The 19196-nt window shown below is 75.1% G+C and carries 16 protein-coding genes; 10 read left to right on the forward strand and 6 right to left on the reverse strand.

The window, feature by feature from the left end:
* Nucleotides 1–52: 52 nt before the first annotated feature.
* Nucleotides 53–1027 carry a thiamine-phosphate kinase gene (locus D459_RS0108695; protein WP_026120198.1) on the reverse strand — a complete coding sequence of 325 codons (975 nt, stop codon included), beginning with the start codon at nucleotides 1025–1027 and terminating at the stop codon, nucleotides 53–55.
* Nucleotides 1028–1139: 112 nt separating this feature from the next.
* Between D459_RS0108695 and D459_RS0108700 the strand changes: the two genes are divergently transcribed.
* The 6 genes from D459_RS0108700 to cydC all read left to right on the forward strand — a co-directional run bounded on the left by D459_RS0108700 (nucleotide 1140) and on the right by cydC (nucleotide 8330).
* Nucleotides 1140–1373, forward strand: a complete 234-nt coding sequence (locus D459_RS0108700; RefSeq protein WP_017592613.1) for an Lrp/AsnC family transcriptional regulator — start codon at nucleotides 1140–1142, stop codon at nucleotides 1371–1373.
* Between the two features lie 44 nt (nucleotides 1374–1417).
* Nucleotides 1418–1882 (forward strand): DUF3515 domain-containing protein, encoded by a 465-nt coding sequence (locus D459_RS0108705; protein WP_017592614.1) that lies wholly within the window; start codon nucleotides 1418–1420, stop codon nucleotides 1880–1882.
* A gap of 296 nt (nucleotides 1883–2178) precedes the next feature.
* On the forward strand, nucleotides 2179–3636 hold the full coding sequence (locus D459_RS0108710) for a cytochrome ubiquinol oxidase subunit I (RefSeq protein ID WP_017592615.1): 1458 nt from the start codon (nucleotides 2179–2181) through the stop codon (nucleotides 3634–3636).
* 13 nt (nucleotides 3637–3649) lie between these two features.
* Nucleotides 3650–4708: a cytochrome d ubiquinol oxidase subunit II gene (gene cydB, locus D459_RS0108715; protein ID WP_017592616.1), complete on the forward strand. Its 1059-nt coding sequence runs from the start codon at nucleotides 3650–3652 to the stop codon at nucleotides 4706–4708.
* A 30-nt stretch (nucleotides 4709–4738) separates the two neighbouring features.
* Entirely contained in the window at nucleotides 4739–6499 is a 1761-nt protein-coding gene (cydD, locus tag D459_RS0108720) for a thiol reductant ABC exporter subunit CydD (RefSeq protein WP_017592617.1), read from the forward strand.
* A 130-nt stretch (nucleotides 6500–6629) separates the two neighbouring features.
* Nucleotides 6630–8330, forward strand: coding sequence for a thiol reductant ABC exporter subunit CydC (cydC, locus tag D459_RS0108725; RefSeq protein ID WP_241484974.1), 1701 nt, complete (start codon nucleotides 6630–6632; stop codon nucleotides 8328–8330).
* Nucleotides 8331–8505: 175 nt separating this feature from the next.
* Here cydC and D459_RS0108730 read toward each other — a convergent pair whose 3' ends face one another.
* Both D459_RS0108730 and D459_RS0108735 read right to left on the reverse strand, forming a co-directional pair.
* Nucleotides 8506–9123, reverse strand: coding sequence for a DUF1707 SHOCT-like domain-containing protein (locus tag D459_RS0108730; protein ID WP_086003866.1), 618 nt, complete (start codon nucleotides 9121–9123; stop codon nucleotides 8506–8508).
* 90 nt (nucleotides 9124–9213) lie between these two features.
* Nucleotides 9214–9585, reverse strand: a complete 372-nt coding sequence (locus tag D459_RS0108735) for a DUF3817 domain-containing protein (RefSeq protein ID WP_017592620.1) — start codon at nucleotides 9583–9585, stop codon at nucleotides 9214–9216.
* Nucleotides 9586–10212: 627 nt separating this feature from the next.
* On the opposite strand from D459_RS0108735, the gene D459_RS31145 reads away from it, so the two are divergent.
* A complete protein-coding gene (locus D459_RS31145; protein ID WP_017592621.1) occupies nucleotides 10213–12072 on the forward strand; it encodes a UvrD-helicase domain-containing protein in 1860 nt (619 codons plus the stop codon).
* Nucleotides 12073–12262: 190 nt separating this feature from the next.
* Here D459_RS31145 and D459_RS0108745 read toward each other — a convergent pair whose 3' ends face one another.
* Nucleotides 12263–13597 (reverse strand): DUF6114 domain-containing protein, encoded by a 1335-nt coding sequence (locus D459_RS0108745; RefSeq protein WP_017592622.1) that lies wholly within the window; start codon nucleotides 13595–13597, stop codon nucleotides 12263–12265.
* Nucleotides 13598–13600: 3 nt separating this feature from the next.
* Nucleotides 13601–14230 (reverse strand): DUF6230 family protein, encoded by a 630-nt coding sequence (locus D459_RS0108750; RefSeq protein WP_017592623.1) that lies wholly within the window; start codon nucleotides 14228–14230, stop codon nucleotides 13601–13603.
* Between the two features lie 224 nt (nucleotides 14231–14454).
* On the opposite strand from D459_RS0108750, the gene D459_RS0108755 reads away from it, so the two are divergent.
* Both D459_RS0108755 and D459_RS0108760 read left to right on the forward strand, forming a co-directional pair.
* Nucleotides 14455–16329 carry an FAD-dependent oxidoreductase gene (locus D459_RS0108755; protein WP_026120200.1) on the forward strand — a complete coding sequence of 625 codons (1875 nt, stop codon included), beginning with the start codon at nucleotides 14455–14457 and terminating at the stop codon, nucleotides 16327–16329.
* Nucleotides 16330–16433: 104 nt separating this feature from the next.
* A complete protein-coding gene (locus D459_RS0108760) occupies nucleotides 16434–17354 on the forward strand; it encodes an alpha/beta fold hydrolase (RefSeq protein WP_017592625.1) in 921 nt (306 codons plus the stop codon).
* A gap of 69 nt (nucleotides 17355–17423) precedes the next feature.
* Here the strand turns inward: D459_RS0108760 and D459_RS0108765 are convergent, their stop codons facing one another.
* Nucleotides 17424–18206, reverse strand: a complete 783-nt coding sequence (locus D459_RS0108765) for a MerR family transcriptional regulator (RefSeq protein ID WP_017592626.1) — start codon at nucleotides 18204–18206, stop codon at nucleotides 17424–17426.
* A 104-nt stretch (nucleotides 18207–18310) separates the two neighbouring features.
* On the opposite strand from D459_RS0108765, the gene D459_RS0108770 reads away from it, so the two are divergent.
* Nucleotides 18311–19177, forward strand: coding sequence for an SDR family NAD(P)-dependent oxidoreductase (locus tag D459_RS0108770; protein ID WP_017592627.1), 867 nt, complete (start codon nucleotides 18311–18313; stop codon nucleotides 19175–19177).
* Nucleotides 19178–19196 lie beyond the last annotated feature (19 nt).

Genomic DNA, 19196 nt, shown 5'->3' on the forward strand with positions numbered 1-19196 from the left:
TCTGGAGAAGCCTGACGCATCGTTTGCCGTCCGCCCCGGGCACGGCGGCGCCTCAGCCGAAATGGTCCCATCCGGACCGGGCCGGCGGGCGGCCGTCCACGGTGACGCCCCCGCCTTCCCGGACCTCGCCGATGACCGCCCAGCCCTCGGGGACCGCCTCCGGGGGGAAGGCCGCGGCCAGGGCGTGGTCCTCTCCCCCGGCCAGCATGTAGTCGGCGGCCTCCCGGCGGTGGCCGTATCCGGCCAGCAGCGCGGCGGCCTCGGCCAGCCCCGGAGGCGGGACGAGGGCCGCGCGGCGCAGGTCGACGGCGACCCCCGAGGCCGCGGCGATGTGCCCGAGGTCCTGCAGCAGCCCGTCGCTGACGTCGAGCATGGCGGTGGCGCCGGCCCGGGCCGCGCGCGGCCCCGCGCCGTAGGGCGGGGCGGGGCGGCGGTGCTCGTCCAGGGCGGCCCGGGCCCCGGCCTTCTCCACCGCCTCCTCCTCGGCGCCCGCGATGAGCAGCGCCATCCCGGCCGCGGACAGCCCGAGCGTCCCGGCGACCGCGACCGCGTCCCCCGGCCGGGCGCCCGCGCGGGTCACCGCCCGGCCCCCGTCCAGGGAGCCGAGCGCGGTGACGGAGACCGTGATCCGGTCGGAGCGCACGGTGTCCCCGCCGGCCACCGCGGCGCCGGCCGCCGCGCACTCGGCGCGCACCCCTTCGGCGAACCCGTCGGCCCAGTCGACCGGCAGGTCGGGGGGGACGGCCAGGCCGATGAGGAGCGCGGTGGGGCGGGCGCCCATCGCCTCGACGTCGGCGCAGTTCTGCGCGACCGCCTTGTGCCCGACGTCGCGCGCGGCCGACCAGTCCCGGCGGAAGTGGGCCCCCTCCACCAGGACGTCCATGGTCGCCACCACGCGCCGGTCGGGGGCGCCGACGACGGCGGCGTCGTCCCCGGGTCCGAGGATTACATCGTCCGTCTCGGGGAATCTGGCCGTCACGCGTGCGATCAGCCCGAATTCGCCCAGGTCCCCAATCGTGCTCGCCACGGGCAACAGGGTACGGTGTCGGCCTGGCGCACTGGTCTGGACCCGCGCGCGTTCCCCCGCCGGGCGGTACCGTGCCGCCGCGGCATCCGTAGTTCCCTGGGAGGGTTCCACCATGGTGCAGGCCTATGTTCTCGTGCAGACCGACGCCGGGCTCGCCGGCGACCTGGTCGACCGGATCCGCGGCATCGACGGCGTCACCCGGGCCGATGACGTGACGGGCCCCTACGATGTGATCGTGCACGCCGAGGCCGGCGACATCGACGAGCTGGGCCGCCTGGTGGTCGCCCGGATCCAGCGGCTGGACGGCATCGCGCGCACGCTGACCTGTCCGATCGTGCAGATCTGAGCCGGCCCGTGAGCCCCGGGCCGAGCCGAGGGGCTGGAGGACCGATGAGACGACGCGCCGCCGCGGGGGCATCCGCGGCGACCCTGCTGCTCCTCGCCGGCTGCACCGCGGGCGCGGTCCAGGTCCCCCTCCCCTCCCCGGAGCCGGAGGCCGAGCGGCTCTGCGGCGCGCTCGCCGAGGGCCTTCCGGACGAGATCTTCGGCCAGCGGCAGGTCCCCACCGAGCCGGAGTCGGACCTGGTCGCGGCCTGGGGTGACCCGGCCATCGCGCTGCGCTGCGGGGTGGAGCGCCCGGAGGCCTACCGGCCCGACTCCCAGCTGACCGTGGTCAACGGCGTGGCCTGGCTGCCCGAGCCCGCGGACCGGCCGACCACCTACACCGCGCTGGGCCGCGAGGCCTACGTGGAGGTGACCGTGCCGCCGTCCTACTCGCCGCCGGCCGAGGCGCTGGTGGCGGTCGGCGACGCGATCGGCGAGGCGGTCCCGGCGCTGCCCGACGGGGAGCTCTGAGCCGGGCGGGCCCCGCCCGCGTGTTCCCCGTCACCCCGGACCGGCCGGCGGCCGCGGCGCACCGCGCCCCGCCCTCCCGCCCCGCCTTCCCCTTTTCCCGTGTCCGCGCTGCTCGGAGCGGTCCGTGCCGGTTACGGAGGCGGCCCGGCGCCGGCCGCCGCGCTCCGGCTCCGCGCACCGCCCCGCTGTGATCTTCCACCCCGGGCTCGCTCTCCTACACGCCGTAGCACTACAGTTTGTAGTACTACGGCTCGTCGACGCCGTGGCAGCACGAGATCCGGCAGCAGGAGAGGCGCATGGAAGCACTGGACCTGGCGCGGTGGCAGTTCGGGATCACCACCGTCTACCACTTCCTGTTCGTACCGCTCACGATCGGCCTCTCGGTCATCGTCGCCGTGTTCCAGACGGCCTGGTACCGGACGGGGAAGCACTCCTACCTCCAGGCCACCAAGTTCTTCGGGAAGCTCTTCCTGATCAACTTCGCCATGGGCGTGGTCACCGGGATCGTGCAGGAGTTCCAGTTCGGCATGAACTGGAGCGAGTACTCCCGCTTCGTCGGCGACGTGTTCGGTGCCCCGCTGGCGATGGAGGCGCTGCTCGCCTTCTTCCTGGAGTCCACCTTCATCGGGCTGTGGATCTTCGGCTGGGACCGGCTCTCCCGCCGGCTGCACCTGGCCTGCATCTGGATCGTGGCGATCGGGAGCAACCTGTCCGCCTACTTCATCCTCGCCGCCAACGCCTGGATGCGGCACCCGGTCGGCTTCGACGTCGACCCGGAGACCGGGCGCGCCCGGCTCACCGACATCTGGGCGGTGCTCTCCAACACCCAGGCCTGGTCCACCTACCTGCACGTGGTCTCGGCGTCGTTCATCACCGCCGGGCTGTTCGTGGTCGCGGTCAGCGCCTTCAAGCTCTGGCGCGCCCGGCACCACGGCGACACCGGGAACAAGGGCGTCGCCCCGTCCGCCGGCGAGGGCGAGCTGTTCCGCAAGGCCCTGCGCACCGGCATGGTCGTCACGCTCATCGCCGGCGCGGTCGTCGTCCTCTCCGGCGACCACCAGGCCAAGCTCGCCGCGCGGTACGAGCCGATGAAGCTCGCCGCCGCCGAGGCGCACTGGGAGACCGAGGACGGCGCCGCGTTCTCCACCTTCGCCGTCGGCGACACCGAGGCCGGCGAGAACAGCATCGACCTCACCATCCCGCACGTGCTCAGCTTCCTGGCCACCGGGAAGATCGACGGCACGGTCGAGGGGATGAACGACCTCCAGGCGAAGTACGAGGAGCAGTACGCCGAGTACGGCGAGGTGGACTACATCCCCAACGTGTTCGTCATGTACTGGTCGTTCCGGCTGATGATCGGCCTGGGGCTGGCCGGCGTCGCGGTCTCGCTGCTGGGCCTGTGGCTGACCCGCGGCCGCCGGCTGCCGAAGAGCCGCTGGTTCTACTACGCCGCGATCGCCGCGCTGCCCGCCGCGCTGAGCGCCAACATCTTCGGCTGGGTCCTCACCGAGATGGGCCGGCAGCCGTGGACGGTCCACGGCGAGCTGCTCACCGCGCAGAGCGTCTCCCCCGGGGTGAGCCTGGGCCAGGTCGCCTTCTCGCTCACCGTGTTCACCCTGGTCTACGGGACGCTCGCGGTCATCGAGGCGGGCCTGCTGTGGCGCTACGTCAAGGCCGGCCCCACCCACGTCGTCCCCGACCTCGACGAGGACGGCTCCGGCGACGACGCCTCCGTCCCCGCCTTCGCCTACTGAGGAGACCGCAGCAATGGATCTCGCGACCATCTGGTTCATCGCCATCGCGGTCCTGTGGACCGGCTACTTCATCCTGGAGGGGTTCGACTTCGGGGTCGGGATGCTGCTGCCCTTCATCGGGCGGAAGAACGTCGACCGCCGGGTGATGATCAACGCGATCGGCCCGGTCTGGGACGGCAACGAGGTGTGGGTGATCACCGCCGGCGGCGCCATGTTCGCCGCCTTCCCCGCCTGGTACGCCACCCTGTTCAGCGGCTTCTACCTGCCACTGCTGCTCATCCTGCTGGCGCTGATCGCCCGCGGCGTCGCCTTCGAGTACCGGGCCAAGGTCGACACCGACCGCTGGCGCGCCGGCTGGGACAAGGCGATCTTCTGGGGCAGCGCGGTGCCCGCCTTCCTGTGGGGCGTCGCCTTCGCCAACATCGTCCGGGGCGTGCCGGTGGACGCCGACCAGATCCTCGCCGCCGGCCTGCTCCACCTGTTCAACCCCTACGCGCTGCTCGGCGGGGCCACCACGGTGTCGCTGTTCGCACTGCACGGCGCGGTGTTCCTCAGCCTCAAGACCGGCGACCCGGTCCGCTCGGCGGCGCGCCGGGCCGCGGTGCGGATCTCCTTCGCGGCCCTGCCCGCCGGGGCCGCGTTCCTGCTCTGGACCCAGCTGGCCCACGGCAAGGCCTGGACCTGGCCGGTGGCGGCCATCGCCGCGGTCGCGCTGGCGCTGGGCGTGCTGCTGGCGCTGCGCGGCCGGGAAGGGCTCTCCTTCACCGCGACCGCGGTGGCCATCGGGGCCGCATCGGTGCTGCTGTTCGGGTCGCTCTTCCCGAACGTGCTGCCCTCCACCATCGACCCGGCGTACAGCCTGACCGTGCAGAACGCGTCCTCGGCGCCGTACACCCTCACCGTGATGTCCTGGGTGGCCGTGGTCTTCCTCCCGCTGGTGCTGGGCTACCAGGCGTGGACCTACTGGGTCTTCCGCAAGCGCGTGACCCGGGAGCAGATCGAGCCGGTCCCCGCTTATGGTGGCGGTGGGGGAACCGGGAGCGGCACCGCGCCGGCCGCCCCGACCGGCTGAACGCACCCGGGAATCAGGGAACGGAGCCCCATGCGCCCTCTCGATCCGCGCCTGGTCCGCACGGCGAGCGCCGTGCGGGTCCACCTGGCCGTGACCGCGGCCTCCGGCCTGGCCGTCACCGGGCTGGTGCTGGCCCAGGCGTGGCTGCTCGCGCACACCATCGCCGGCGCCGCCGGCGGTGCGGGACTCGACGAACTGTCCTGGGCGATCGCGGCCGTCGCCGCGGTCGCGGTCGCCCGGGCGGCGCTGTCCTACGGCGCCGAGACGGCCGCCCTGCGCTCCGCGGCGCGCGCGAAGTCCCAACTCCGCCGCCGCCTCGTCGCCCACGTCACCGGGGTCGGCGCGGAGCCGGGCGGCTCTCCGGGGGCCTCGCCTCCCCCGGACCCGGAAGCGGTCCGATCGTCAGGGCGGACCGGTTCCGGCGGGGCGGGTACGGCCGGTGAACTGGTCACCCTCGCCACGCGTGGCCTCGATGCTCTGGATGACTACTTCGCCCGGTATCTTCCTCAGCTCGTCCTGGCCGTGCTCGTCCCGATCGCCGTGCTCGTGGTGGTGGCCGGGGCGGACTGGATCTCCGCCCTGGTCATCGCCGTCACCGTCCCGCTGATCCCGGTCTTCATGGCGCTGGTGGGGTGGCACACCCAGGCCCGCACCGAGCGCCGGTGGCGGCTGCTCAACCGGCTGGGCGGGCACTTCCTGGACGTGGTGGAGGGGCTGCCCACGCTGGCGGTGTTCCGCCGGGCCAAGGCGCAGGCCGCGGTCATCCGCCGGATCACCGGCGAGCAGCGCCGCAGCACCATGGCGACGCTGCGCATCGCCTTCCTCTCCGCGTTCGTGCTGGAGCTGCTGGCCACCCTGGCCGTGGCCCTGGTCGCGGTGGAGATCGGCATCCGGCTGATGTACGGCGTGCTCGACTACGAGACCGCGCTGCTGGTGCTGATCCTCGCCCCGGAGGCCTACCTGCCGCTGCGCGAGGTCGGCGCCCGGTTCCACGCCAGCATGGAGGGGGTCGCCGCGGCGCAGCAGGTCTTCGAGGAGCTGGACCGCCGCCCGGCGGCCGCGCCCCGGCCCGGATCCGAGAGCCCCGCCCGCCCCCTCCCCGGCGCCGCGCTCGGCGTCCGCTTCGAGCGCGCCGGGCTGACCTACCCCGGGCGCGATGACCCCGCGCTGCACGGGATCGACCTGGAGGTCCCGGCCGGCCGCCGGGTGCTGATCACCGGCCCCAGCGGCTCCGGGAAGACCTCGCTGCTCTCCCTGCTGCTCCGGTTCAACGAGCCCACCGAGGGGCGGGTCTGCGCCCTCGCCCCGGACGGCCCGGTGCCGGCCGCCGAGGTCGCGCCGGACGAGTGGCGGCGGCGGATCGCCTGGGTGCCGCAGCACCCCTACCTCTTCGACGACACCGTCGCCGACAACATCCGGCTGGGCGCGCCCGACGCCGGCGACGAGGCGGTCCGCCGGGCCGCCGAGCTGGCCGAGGCCGACGGGTTCGTCCGGGAGCTGCCGGACGGCTACCGCACCCGGCTCGGCGAGCGCGGCACCCGGCTCTCCGCCGGCCAGCGGCAGCGGATCGCGCTGGCCCGCGCGTTCCTGCGGGACGCGCCGGTGGTGCTGCTCGACGAGCCCACCGCCCACCTGGACCCGGAGAGCGCCGCCGCGGTGCGGCGCGCGGTCCGGCGCCTGCTGCGCGACCGCACCGCCCTGGTCGTCGCGCACGACACCGGCTGGGCGTCGGTGGTCGACGAGGTGGTCGAGGTGCGCGCCGGCCGGATCGCCACGGAGGCCGCCCGATGACCACGACCGGCCCGATCCGAACGGAGGCGCGATGAGCGCGCAGGGCACCGGCCCGGCGACCCTGCCGGACGGCGCGGAGACCGGAACCGGCCCGATCCCCGCCGGCCGCGGCCGGGACCCGCTGCGGCGGATGATCATGCTGGCCTGGCCGCGCGGTTCGCGGTTCGCGCTGGGGGTGCTGCTGGGCGGCGCGGCCACCGGATCCGGGGTGGCGCTGCTCGGGGTGTCGGCCTGGCTGCTGGCCATGGCCGCCCAGCACCCGCCGATCACCGCGCTGAGCGTGGCGATCGTGGCGACCAGGGCGCTGGGCGTCACCCGCGGCCTGACCCGCTACCTGGAGCGGCTGGTCACCCACGACGCGGCGTTCCGCACCCTGGCCGACGTCCGGGTGCGGGTCTACGAGCGGCTGGCGCGGACCGAGCCGATCCGCCGGTTCCGCTCCGGCGACCTGGTCTCCCGGCTGGTCAACGACACCGAGGCCACCCAGGACCTGCTGATCCGCGGCCTCACCCCGCCGCTGGTCGCGGTGGTCACCGGCGGCGCCGCCGTCGCGGTGTGCACCGCGCTGCTGGCCCCCGGCGGCGCCCTGCTCGCCGCCGGGCTGCTGCTCGCCGGGCTCGCCGTCCCGCTGGCCGCGGCGGCCCTGGGCAAGGGGCCGGGCCGGCGCCAGGCCGAGGCCCGCGGCGCCCTGTCCACCTCGCTGGTGGACGCCCTGCACGGCGCCCCCGACCTGATCGCCTACGGCGCCATGGACCGGGCGGTGCGCCGGGTGGAGGAGGCCGACGCGGAGCTGACCCGGGTGGCCCGCCGCGACGCCGGGCTGCTCGGCTTCGGCGCCGGGGCCACCGCGCTGATCACCGGGCTGACCGTGTGGGGCTCGCTGCTCCTGGGGGTCGCCGCGGTGCAGGGCGGGACGCTGGGCCCGGTGCCGTTCGCGGTGCTGGTGCTGACCACGCTGGCCGCGTTCGAGATCGTGGCGCCGCTGCCCGCGGTGGCGGCGCGGCTGGGGGCGATGCGCGCCTCCGGCGAGCGGCTGTTCGGGGTGCTGGACACGCCGTCCCTGGTGCGCGAGCCGGAGGAGGAGCGCTCCCTGCCCGAGGCGCTCCCCGCCGAGCTGCGGATCCGCGGCCTCAGGGTGCGCTACGGGCCGGAGGAGCCGTGGGCGCTGCACGGGATCGACATCGACGTCCGCCCCGGGGAGAAGGTCGCCGTGCTGGGCCCCAGCGGCGCGGGCAAGAGCACCCTGGCCGAGGTGCTGTTCCGGTTCCGCGACCCGGACGGGGGCACCGTGGAGCTGGGCGGCGAGGACGTCACCGGCTACCCCCGGGACGAGGTGCGCCGGGTCGTCGGCGGGGTCCCGCAGGACCCGCACGTGTTCACCAGCACGCTGCGGGAGAACCTCCGGCTGGCCCGGCCCGAGGCCGAGGACGGGGAGCTGTGGGAGGCGCTGCGCCGGGCCCGGCTGGACGGCGACGCGGAGGCGATGCCGGAGGGCCTGGACACCGAGGTCGGCGTGCACGGCGCCCGGCTCAGCGGCGGCATGCGGCAGCGGCTGGCGCTGGCCCGCGCCCTGCTCGCCGCGCCTCAGGTGCTCGTGCTGGACGAGCCCACCGCCCACCTGGACCCGGACACCCGGGACGCCGTGGTGGCCGACCTGCTGGACGCCGCGGAGGGCTGCTCGACCCTGCTGATCACCCACGACCTGGCCGGCCTGGACCGAGTCGACCGGGTCTACGTCCTCTCCGAGGGCCGCGTGCTCCAGCAGGGCTCCCCGGCCGAGCTCGCCGCCCGGGACGGCTGGTACCGCAGCGCCCTGAACCCGGGGGGCTGAGCCGGAGGGGCGGCGGACCGCTCTCCGGTCTCTCCGCATCCCCCGCCCCCGGCAGGGCGGGAGCCGCACGACCGGGCGGGTCCGGGCACCGGGCGCCCGCCTTCCGGCACCGCCGGTCCGCTCTGTTCCGCGGGGGCGGGATCGCGGCGGGCGGCGCCGGGCCGTGCGGCCGGGATCAGTCGTGCAGGCCGAACATCTCTTCCAGGCGCATCTTGTAGCGGACCTTGAGCGAGCCGCCGCGCATGTCGCCGTGGACGGTGAAGTGCGGCGCCGGGGGCGCCGGGGTCTCCGGGACCCGGCTGTCGACCAGGCCGAACCAGGAGGAGTTGACCCGGATCTCGGCGGTCGCGCCGTCCGGCAGCACCAGCCGGGTCTCCCCCCAGGAGGTGGCCAGGTCGACGTCGACCGGCCCGTCGGGCAGCTCGGCCGAGCGGAAGTCCAGCACGGTGGAGCCCATCGGGTTGGAGACCCGGATCCTGCGCGGAACCGTCCAGTGCCCGCGGCGCACCACGCTGCCGACCTTGGCCCGGAGCACCAAGGGCTCCTCCTCGGGACGGGGTGCCGGGGCGGCACCGCCCCGGGAGGGGGCGCGGGAGGCGGGCTCCGCGGGCAGGTCGGCGGTGAGCGGCGCCAGGTCGTCGTAGGTGCGGGCGGCGAACGTCGCGTCCAGCCGCTCCTGGAGCTCCTCCAGGGTGATCCGGCCGGCGGCCGCGGCCTCCCGGAGGATGCCCGCGACCCGCTCCCGGTCGGCGTCGGAGGCCCGCATCCGCCCGTTGGGTTCTCGGTACTCCACTGCTCCCCCGCCCGTGTGCGCTCTGCTGTGATTCACCCTAGCCGGAACCCCCGGAAAGGCGTATCCCCTCCGCCGCGCCGCCGGCGCCGGTCAGCCGCCGACCGGCGCCGCCCGCTCCTCTCCGGCCCGGGCGTCCAGCAGGCCGCGGGCGCCGGCCACCCGCTCGAACACGACGGTGCCCAGCGGGGGGACGCTCGCGGCCAGGGCGAGGAGGCCGGTCCACAGGCCCCAGCGGAGGCGGTACCAGGCGGCCGCCGCGACGACCACGTAGACGATGAACGCCACGCCGTGCAGCGGCCCGAAGATCTTCACCCCGATCTCGTCGCCCACCACCACGTACTTGAAGAACATCCCGATCAGCAGCCCGACCCAGGTGGCCGCCTCGATGACGGCGATGATCCGGAAGGCGGTGAGCACCGGCGCGGTGCGCTGCCGCGGTGCGGCGGGGGCGGAGGAGGACATGCAGGGCTCCTGGTCGGTTCGGTCCGGAAGGGCGGCCGGCTCCGGAGGGGTGCGGACCGGCCGGGTCCAGTCTCGCCGACGCCCGCACGCGCCCCGCACCGGCCCCGGCGTGATCCGGGTCGCCCCGCGCTCCGCCCCTGTGCTCAGCCCCCGTGCTCCGCTCCGGCCCCGCTCTCCCCGGCCCCGTTCGGACCCGGGGGGGCGGACCCGGGCCGCCGCACCGAGGGCACCGCGGTCGGCGGGCGGGCGGCACCGGCCGAAACCCGTGTCGCGCGCTCCTCCCCCGCCACCTCTTCGACCAGCGGTATCGACCGGCCCACCGGCCCCGGTTCTCCGGTTTCGGACCGCTTGTTACCACGGTTTAGGACATCTATCCTCCGCGCAGAACCGCAGGTCGCAAAAGGCCCCGGAAAGATCTTCGGAGGGGGTTCGAAAACACCCCCGAAAAGACCGCCGTGACCTGCGAAGACGATGCACATCCCCAAGGTTCGGGAAAGCAGCGGAATCGCCCTCCGCACGGCGTTTGCCGGAATTCCGCCGCGAGCATGTCTCTAACGAAACCGCAGGTCGGCCCACGACCGTCCACCCCCCTTCACCTTCTCCTAGGCGACCGGAGGACAGCAGGACGTGCCCAAGCTCGCGATCTCTCCGACCTTCCTCTCCGACTTCTCCCGCCTCGACCCCGGCGTGCGCGGCGCCGCTCTGACCGTCGTGCAGGCCTTCATGGACGGCGACGAAACCCGCCTGGAGACCGTCCCGGACCTGGCCGACCACCGGGTCCGGCTGCTGCGCATCGGCCCGGAGTGGGCCGGCGTGGTCGCTCCCGGCCCGGGCGACGGCCGCTGCCTGGTGGCGATCCGGCGCAGCGACGACGCGCTGGCCCTGGCCCGCGAGGTCTCCGCGGAGCCGGGCGGCTCCGCCTTCGTCCCGCCGCAGTCCAGCGCCGAGCTGTTCTCCGGCAGCGCGCCGCCGGCCGGCGCGCCCCGGGTCACCGGCCCCGACGAGCTCTCCGCCCACCTCGGCAAGTCCTTCGACGAATGGCAGATCACCCTCCACCCCAACCAGCACCGCATCGTCGACGCGCGGTTCGCCGGATCGGCGCAGATCACCGGCGGCCCCGGCACCGGGAAGACCGTTCTCGCACTGCACCGCGCCGCGCACCTGGCCGCCCGGGACGCCGCCGAGCACCCCGGCGACACCCGCCCGTCGGTGCTGCTCACCACCTACAACCGGCTGCTCGCCCAGACCCTCTCCGGCCACCTGGACCGGCTCGTCCCCGAGCCGGACGTGCGCTCCCGGGTGCAGGTGATCACCATCGACAGCCTGGCCCGCAGCGTGGTCTACGAGCACACCGGGCTGATCCCGGACGCGCTCGGCAAGGAGGCGCTCAGCGAGCGCTGGCGGGAGGCGGCCTCGGCGGAGGGGCTGCCCTACTCCGGCCGCTTCCTGGTCGACGAGTGGGAGCAGGTCGTCCTGGCGCACGACTTCACCAGTGCCGCCGACTACATCCGCTGCGAGCGCAGCGGGCGCCTGCTGCACCTGGCACCGGAGCACAGGCCGCAGGTGTGGGACGCGATCCAGCGCTACACCGCGGCGATGCGGGTCTCCGGCGAGTGGTCCTACCCGCAGATCGCCGCGCACGCCGCCGAGCACCTGCGCCGCACCGGGGCGCGGTACCGGCACGTCGTGGTGGACGAGGCGCAGGACCTGCACCCGGCGCAGTGGCGGATGCTGCGCGCCGCCGTGCCCGTCGGCCCCGACGACCTGTTCATCGTCGGCGACCCGCACCAGCGCATCTCGGACAACCGGGTGTCGCTGGCCTCGCTCGGCATCAACGTGCGCGGCCGCGGCCACCGGTTGCGGATCAGCTACCGGGTCAGCCAGGAGATCCTGAGCTGGGCGATGCCCATCCTGGCCCGGCACTCCGCGGTCGGCCTCGACGACGACGCCGACACCCTGGCCGGGTACCGCTCCCTGCTGCACGGCCCGGAGCCGGTGCTGCGCGGCTGCCGGGACCGGAACGAGGAGCGGAGCGCGCTCGGCGAGTGGGTGCGGGTCTGGCTGGAGGCCGGGGTGGCGCCGTCCTCGGTCGCCGTCGCGGCGCGCAACCAGTGGGTGGTCCGGCACGTGACCAAGGAGCTGCAGGCGCGCGGCATCCCGACGGCTCCGCTGGACGCCCCCGGTGACCGCTCCGGCGTCCGGGTGGGCACCATGCACAAGCTGAAGGGGCAGGAGTTCCGCTGCGTGGCCCTGGTCGGGATCAGCGACCCGCTGCTGCCGCCCAAGGCCGCCATCGACTCCGCGGAGGGCGACCCGGTCGCGCTGGAGCAGGTGCACCAGCACGAGCGGAACCTGCTCTTCGTCGCCTGCACCCGGGCCCGCGACGCGCTGTACGTGTCCTACGTGGGGACGCCGAGCCGGCTGCTGCCGCAGGCCGAGCACCCGGCCGAGGAGGCGGCCGAACCGGCCGGCTCCCCGGCCCGCTGACCGGCGGCCCGAAGGGCCACCGCCGAGGACGGCGGCGGGCGGAGGAACCGCGGCCCGGAGGGCTTCCGCCGAGGGCGGGCCCCGGCCCCGGTGCGGAGAGGTTCCGCCCGGGCGCCGGGGCCCGCCCCGTTCCGTCCTCTCTCCCTACCGGTGCCCCGGGCCGCCGCCGGGACCATCGGGGCGGGCCGGTTCAGCCCTCGCTGTCGGCTCTGAGGTCGAGGCCCTCCACCGCCAGGTGGTCGGCCTCGGCCACCGGGCGGGAGACGTCGACGTTGGGCACCGGGATGTGCGAGGGCAGCAGCGGCGGCGGGAAGTCGGGGGTGAAGGTGATGGGGATGCCGAGGATGGTGATGGTCAGCGACCGGACGTGCATGACGATGTCGCCGCCGTCGGTGCCGGAGAGGTTCATCGAGGGCAGCGCCAGCGAGGCCCGGGACTCCCCGTGCCGCCACCACAGCTCGCCGTCGGTCACGTCGCCCTCGGTCATCACGATGCGCAGGTAGCGCTCGGGGCCGCTGCTCGCGGGGTACTCCACCACGCCGCCGAACCGGGCGCCGCGCATGGTCAGCCACTCCGCGGTGAGGCCGGACTCGGCGTCGGAGGCGGTGAACGGGCCGTCCTCCCCCTGGACCACCGGTACCTCGGGGGACTCCCCGGCCTCCCGGGCCGCCTGGCAGGCCCGCACCGCGTCGAGGAGCTCCTCCTCTCCGGCGGCGACCGACTCCTCGCCGGTGCGCAGCTCGCACTCGGCGGGGTCGGCGCCGTCCGCGGGAACGTCGCCGGGCTCCTCCGACTCCTCCCGCTCCTCCCCGGGCTCTTCTCCGCCCCCTTCCTCCGGGTCCCCGCCGCCCGGCTCCTCCCCCGGTCCGCCGGGCCGCTCCGAGGCGGACGGGGAGGGCGAAGGCGACGGGCTGGGCGAGGCGCCGGGGTCGGCGGGGGCGCTCTCCTCGCCGTCACCGCCGCCGCCGAACCAGTCGTCCCACGGCCAGCGGAAGTCGGCCGGCGCGGCCGCGGGCAGCACCAGCAGCAGCGCGATCGGCGCCGCCGCCAGGGCGCGCGGCCGGCCGCCCTCGCCGTCCGCCCCGGCCCCTTCGGCTCCGGTCCCGCGCGGGCGGCGCGCCCGGCGCCGGCCGCCCCGCGGCCGGGCCGGCTCCCAGGAGAAGACCAGCGCCCCGCCCACGATGCCGAGCAGCATCCCGATCACGAAGCCGCCGAAGTTCGCCGTGACGAACGAGGCGATCGAGAGCAGGGTGCCCACCACGCCGTAGAACATCCGCTGCTGCGGCTGCACCCAGACCAGCAGGCCCAGTGCGATCAGCAGCAGGCTGACCAGGTAGACGGAGATGCCCGCGATGCCCGCGTAGATCACCAGGTTGAGCGGGAGGATCAGGCTCTGCGCCGACGGGGCGACGAGCATCTCCACCGCGGCGATGATGAGCAGCAGGCCGCCCCAGAAGGGGCGGCTCCGCCGCCAGTCGCGGAAGGCGCGCAGCGGGCCGCGGCGCGCGGTGCTGTCATCGGCCATGGGTCAGAAGCACTCGTGGTCACCGGGCTTGAGCGCCAGGGTGAGCCCGCTGAGCTTGAGCGTGCCGGCGTTCACCGCCCAGGAGGTGATCTCCGGGTCCTGCACGCTGATGGTGTCGGCCTGCAGCCCGAAGCCGCCGGCCGGGCCGGCGCCGCCCTCGGCCTTGTCCAGGGTGCTGGCGTCGCGGCCGATCTCGATCTGGGAGAACTCGGCGTTCCCCTGCAGCTGCTCGATGTCCAGGGTGAGGTTGCTGCCCTCCACCGGCCGCTCGCCGCCGGCGTTGATCAGCAGCGTCGCCTCCCCGATGGGCAGCGGCATCAGCACCGACATGCACATGTCGGTGAGCTCGGCGCTGTCGACCGTGGAGAGCCCGACCGGCCGGGAGCTGTCGTCCACCGAGGTGGCGACGTCGCCGTACTGGGTGAAGCCCTCGCCCTCCAGGGAGGAGGCGGACATCTTGAAGCTGTCTCCGGAGACCGCGAAGGAGGCGGCCAGCAGTCCCTGGGTGGTCATCAGTCCGAGGATCGCCGCCGCCCCGAGGCCGGGGAGGACGGCGATGCCGAACTTGCGCCACCGGGTCCCGCCGTCGGGGGCCTCCTCGGCCGGGGTCTCTTCGATCGGCTGGTCGGGCATGGGGGTTGCTCCTGAGTCTCTCGCCGCTCTGGGACGGCGTGGCAGGGGATCGGGGACCTTGCGCCGGACATCGCCTCGCGTGTTACATGGACCACGCCTACTCGGGGGTAGTGAGGAAGATTACAATAGTTAATGTCACGTTTCCAAGTGGTTGATTCGCCTCCCCGTGCAACAGAGCGGTCACGCCGAGGCGACCTCCCCGGACGCAGAAAAGGTGCCCCCCTGTGGCTTCTGAATCCGCGCCTCCCGCCGGCCCGTCCGCAGCCCCCGCCCCGAGCACCGATGGAGACCCCTTCGACTACGACGTCGTGGTGGTCGGCTCGGGCTTCGGCGGATCGGTCAGTGCGCTGCGGCTCACCGAGAAGGGATACCGGGTCGGCGTCCTGGAGGCCGGCCGGCGCCACACGCCCGAGACGCTGCCGGAGACCTCCTGGGACCTGAAGAACTTCATCTGGGCCCCGCACCTCGGCCTCTACGGCATCCAGCGCATCCACCTGCTGCGCGACGTGATGATCCTGGCCGGGGCGGGCGTCGGCGGCGGCTCGCTGAACTACGCCAACACCCTCTACGAGCCGCTGGACGACTTCTACGACGACCCGCAGTGGCGCGGCATCACCGACTGGCGCCGCGAGCTCGGCCCCTACTACGACCAGGCCAAGCGGATGCTGGGGGTGCGCACCAACCCCACCATGACCCCCTCCGACGTGCACCTCAAGGCGGTCGCCGAGGACATGGGCGTGGGGGACTCCTTCCACCTCGCCCCGGTGGGCGTCTACTTCGGCGACGGCCGCGACGCCGACGGGTCGTGCCCCGCCGCGCCCGGCCGCTCCGGCGGGGACCCCTACTTCGGCGGCGCCGGGCCCGACCGGCGGGCCTGCACCGAGTGCGGCGAGTGCATGACCGGCTGCCGGCACGGCGCCAAGAACATGCTCACCGAGAACTACCTCTACCTCGCCGAGCGGAACGGGGCCGAGATCCACCCGATGACCACGGTGGAGCGCCTCCGGGAGCGGCCCGCCTCCGCCGGCGGCGGCTACGCGGTGGACACCCTGGCCACCGGCGCCCGGCGGGTCCGCCGCAACGCCCGCACCTTCACCGCCCGCCAGGTGGTGGTCGCCGCCGGGACCTGGGGCACGCAGAACCTGCTGCACCGGATGCGCGACACCGGGCTGCTCCCCCGGCTGTCGGCCCGGCTCGGCTCGCTCACCCGGACCAACTCCGAGTCCCTGGGCGGCGCGATGACCCGGCACATCGACCCGCCGGAGGACTTCTCCCGCGGCGTGGCGATCACCTCCTCCATCCACCCCGACGGGCACACCCACGTCGAGCCGGTCCGCTACGGCAAGGGCTCCAACGCGATGGGGATGCTGGCCACCATCCAGGTCCCCGGCGGCGGCCGGGTGCCGCGCTGGCTGCGCTTCCTCGGCGAGGCCGCCCGCCACCCCTACGTCTTCGCGCGCAGCCTGTCGGTGCGCCGGTTCTCCGAGCGGGCCATCATCGGCCTGGTCATGCAGTCCCTGGACAACTCGCTGACCACCTACACCCGGCGCGGGGCACTGGGCCGCCGGGTGCTCACCTCCCGGCAGGGCCACGGCGAGCCCAACCCGACCTGGATCCCGCAGGGCCAGGAGGTGCTGCGCCGGCTGGCCGAGAAGATCGACGGCTTCCCGGGCGGGACCGTCGGCGAGGTCTTCGACATCCCGCTGACCGCGCACTTCCTCGGCGGCTGCCCGATCGGCGCGGGCCCCGAGGACGGGGTGATCGACCCCTACCACCGGCTCTACGGGCACCCCGGGATCCACGTGGTGGACGGCTCGGCGGTCTCGGCCAACCTCGGGGTGAACCCGTCGCTGACCATCACCGCCCAGGCCGAGCGGGCGATGTCCTTCTGGCCGAACAGCGGCGAGCCGGACCCCCGCCCCGAGCAGGGCGCCCCGTACCGCTCGGTGGCCCCGGTGCACCCGCGCGACCCGGCGGTGCCCGCCGGGGCCTTCGCCGAGCTGCGCTTCACCCGGAGCCTGCCGATCACCCCGGCCGCCCCGGCCCCGGCCTCCGCCGCGGCCGGCGCCGCCCGGACCCCGGAAACCGCCGGGGAATAGCGGGAGAAACCGGGAAGAACCGGGGAGAACCAGAGCGGGGCGGCGCGCGCCGCCCCGCCGCCCCGGTCCGCCGCCCTCCCCCCACCCCCTTGCTGCGAGGCCCCATGACCCACCTGCGCCATGCCGCCGACCGCACCGAGACCCTCCGCACCCCCGACGGGGCCGAACTGCGCGTGCACGTACGCGGCCCCGAGCGGGCCCGGCGCACCGTGGTGCTGGCGCACGGCTGGGGGTTCACCTCCGATATCTGGTCCGCGCAGGCGTCGCGGCTGGCCTCGGGGAGCGGCGGCGCCCTCCGCGTGGTCCGCTGGGACCAGCGCGGGCACGGCGGGTCCGGTCGGGGGACCGCGCCGATCACCATGGACCTGCTCGCCGAGGACCTGGCCCTGGTGGTCGCGGAGGCCGCGGCGGAGGGGCCGGTGGTGCTGGGCGGGCACTCGCTGGGCGGGGCGGCCGCGACCGCGCTGGCCGCGGCCCGCCCGGAGCTGTTCGGCGACCGGGTGGCCGGGGTGCTGCTGGCCGCCGCGACCGCCGGCGGCCCGGGCTCCGCCGACCCGGAGTCCCCGCTCGCCGAGCGGGCCGGCGGGGCGGCGATGTGGGCGCTGCGGACGCTCCCGGGGCCGGTGGGGGCGGTGCGCCGGCTCGCCGCCCCGCACTCCGGGCTCTGGCGGGCGGCGGTCCGGCGCGGCTTCTTCGGCCCGGACGCCCGGGTCGCGGACGTGGCCGCCTGCGCCCAGCAGCTGCACGCCGCGCCGGCCCGGGTGCTCGGCGAGTGCCACGCCGCGCTGATCCGGCACGATTCCCGGGGGCGGCTGGACGCGCTGCACCGCGTCCCGGTCACCGTGCTGGCCGGCGGGCACGACCGGATGACCGCCCCGGACCGCGTCCGGGAGCTGTGCCGCGCCCTGCCCGGCGCCCGGGCGCACACGGTGCAGCGGGCCGGCCACATGCTCCCGGTCGAGGCCCCCGAGGAGGTCTCCGCCCTGCTCGCCGAGTTGTGCGGCACGGAGCTCGCCCCGCTCTGACCGCCGGTGATCTTGACGGCTATCAACGCGCGTTGATAGCCGTCAAGATCGCCGGGGAGGGGCTCCGGGTCAGGCGGTCTCGGCGGCCTTCCGGTCGGCCTCTTCGGCGTGCTGGGCGGCGATGTGCTCCAGCATGTCGGAGAAGTGGTCGCCGAGGACGTGGTGCATGTGCCGGGCCATGGCGCGGGCGAGCATGGCGTCCACCGCGCTCTGCGCCAGCGGCCGCAGCCGGCGCACCAGCTCGGCCGCCTCCCCTATGTCGCTGCCCTGCAGGATCCCCTCCGGCGCGTGCTCGGAGAGGATGTGGTCGGCGATCTCCCGGACCAGCTCCCCGGCGGCGGCGTCGACGTGCCCCTCCAGCCGCTCGGCGATGTCCAGCACGCTGCTCACCGACATGCCGGCGGCGACCAGCTCGGCGCCGGCGTGCAGCAGGCGGGGGCTGGGCACCCGGAACCGGTCGCCGTCGACCTCCAGCAGGTTGAGCCGGACCGCCCGCTCGATGTTGTCGTCGGTGACGTCGCCCTTGAACAGCTCCACCAGCTCGTCGGCGGTGATGTGCCCGGGGATCTCGTCGGTCCAGGGGTCGCCCACCGCCGACTCGAAGCCCAGCACGTCGTTGAGGTCGCCGCCGCGCTCCCAGACCGTGACCAGTTCGCGGATGTTGGCGAAGGTGTAGCCGCGGGAGAGCAGCTGGGCGATCAGCCGCAGCCGGGCCAGGTGCGCCTCGGTGTAGATGCCGACCCGCCCCTCCCGCCGGGGCGGCGAGAGCAGGCCCCGGTCCTGGTAGACGCGCACATTGCGCACGGTCGTCTCAGCGAGGCGCGCCAACTCGTCGATGCGGTATTCGGCCATGGCCCCAAGCCTATGGATTCCGCGCTGTTTCCACGACTTGACCCTCTTGCACCGTGACAATGCTCGTTGTAACGTTCCGGCAAGACGTGTGGAGGAGATCACATATGCCCCGACCGACCCTGCCCGACCTGGCCGGCAAGCGCGTCCTGGTGACCGGGGCCTCCGGCGCCTTCGGCGGTGCCGCGATGCAGGTCCTGCGGCACGTCGGCGCGGACGCGATCGGCCTCGACCGCAAGCCCGACCCGGCCGTCCCCGTCCTCGCCTGCGACGTCGCCGACGCCGCCCAGGTGGAGCGGGCCGTCCCGGAGGCGATCGGCCGGCTCGGCGGGCTGGACCGGCTGATCCACTTCGCCGGCGTCGGCCCCGCGGTGGACATCGGCGCCATGCCCGACCGGCTCGCCTACGAGGCCCTCGAAGTCAACCTGCTGGGCACCTGGCGGGTCACCGCCGCCGCGCTCCCCGCGCTCCTGCGCGACCGGGGGCGGGTGGTGGTCACCGCCTCGCTGCTGGCCGGCATCGCGCTCCCGTTCGCCGGGGCCTACGCCGTCTCCAAGCGCGCGGTCACCGCCTACGCGGACACCCTGCGCGCCGAGTACGGGACGCACATCGGGGTGACCACCGTGCACCCCGGCTACGTCGACACCCCGATCCACGACGCCTCGCGCGCCGCCGGCGCCTCGCTCGACGGGCTGGTCCCCGCCGAGCGGATCCGGGACACCGTGCTCACCGCGCTGCGCGCGGCCGCGGCCCGCAGGCCGCCCCGCGACACCGCCTCCACCCCGCTGGGCGGCGCCGCGCTGCGCCTCGCCCGGCACGCCCCGGCCCTGGTGGACAGGATCGCGGCGGTGGAGATCGCCGAGCTGGTGCGCACCGGCGAGCTCTCCGGCGGCGAGATCACCCGGGGGCTGCGCGAACGGCACGGCGCGGCCCCGGACGACGGCGCCGGACGCCCGCCGGCCGCCGCACCCTGACGACCTCCGACCGGTCCGG

This window comes from Nocardiopsis potens DSM 45234, assembly GCF_000341105.1.
GTDB classification, from domain to species: domain Bacteria; phylum Actinomycetota; class Actinomycetes; order Streptosporangiales; family Streptosporangiaceae; genus Nocardiopsis_A; species Nocardiopsis_A potens.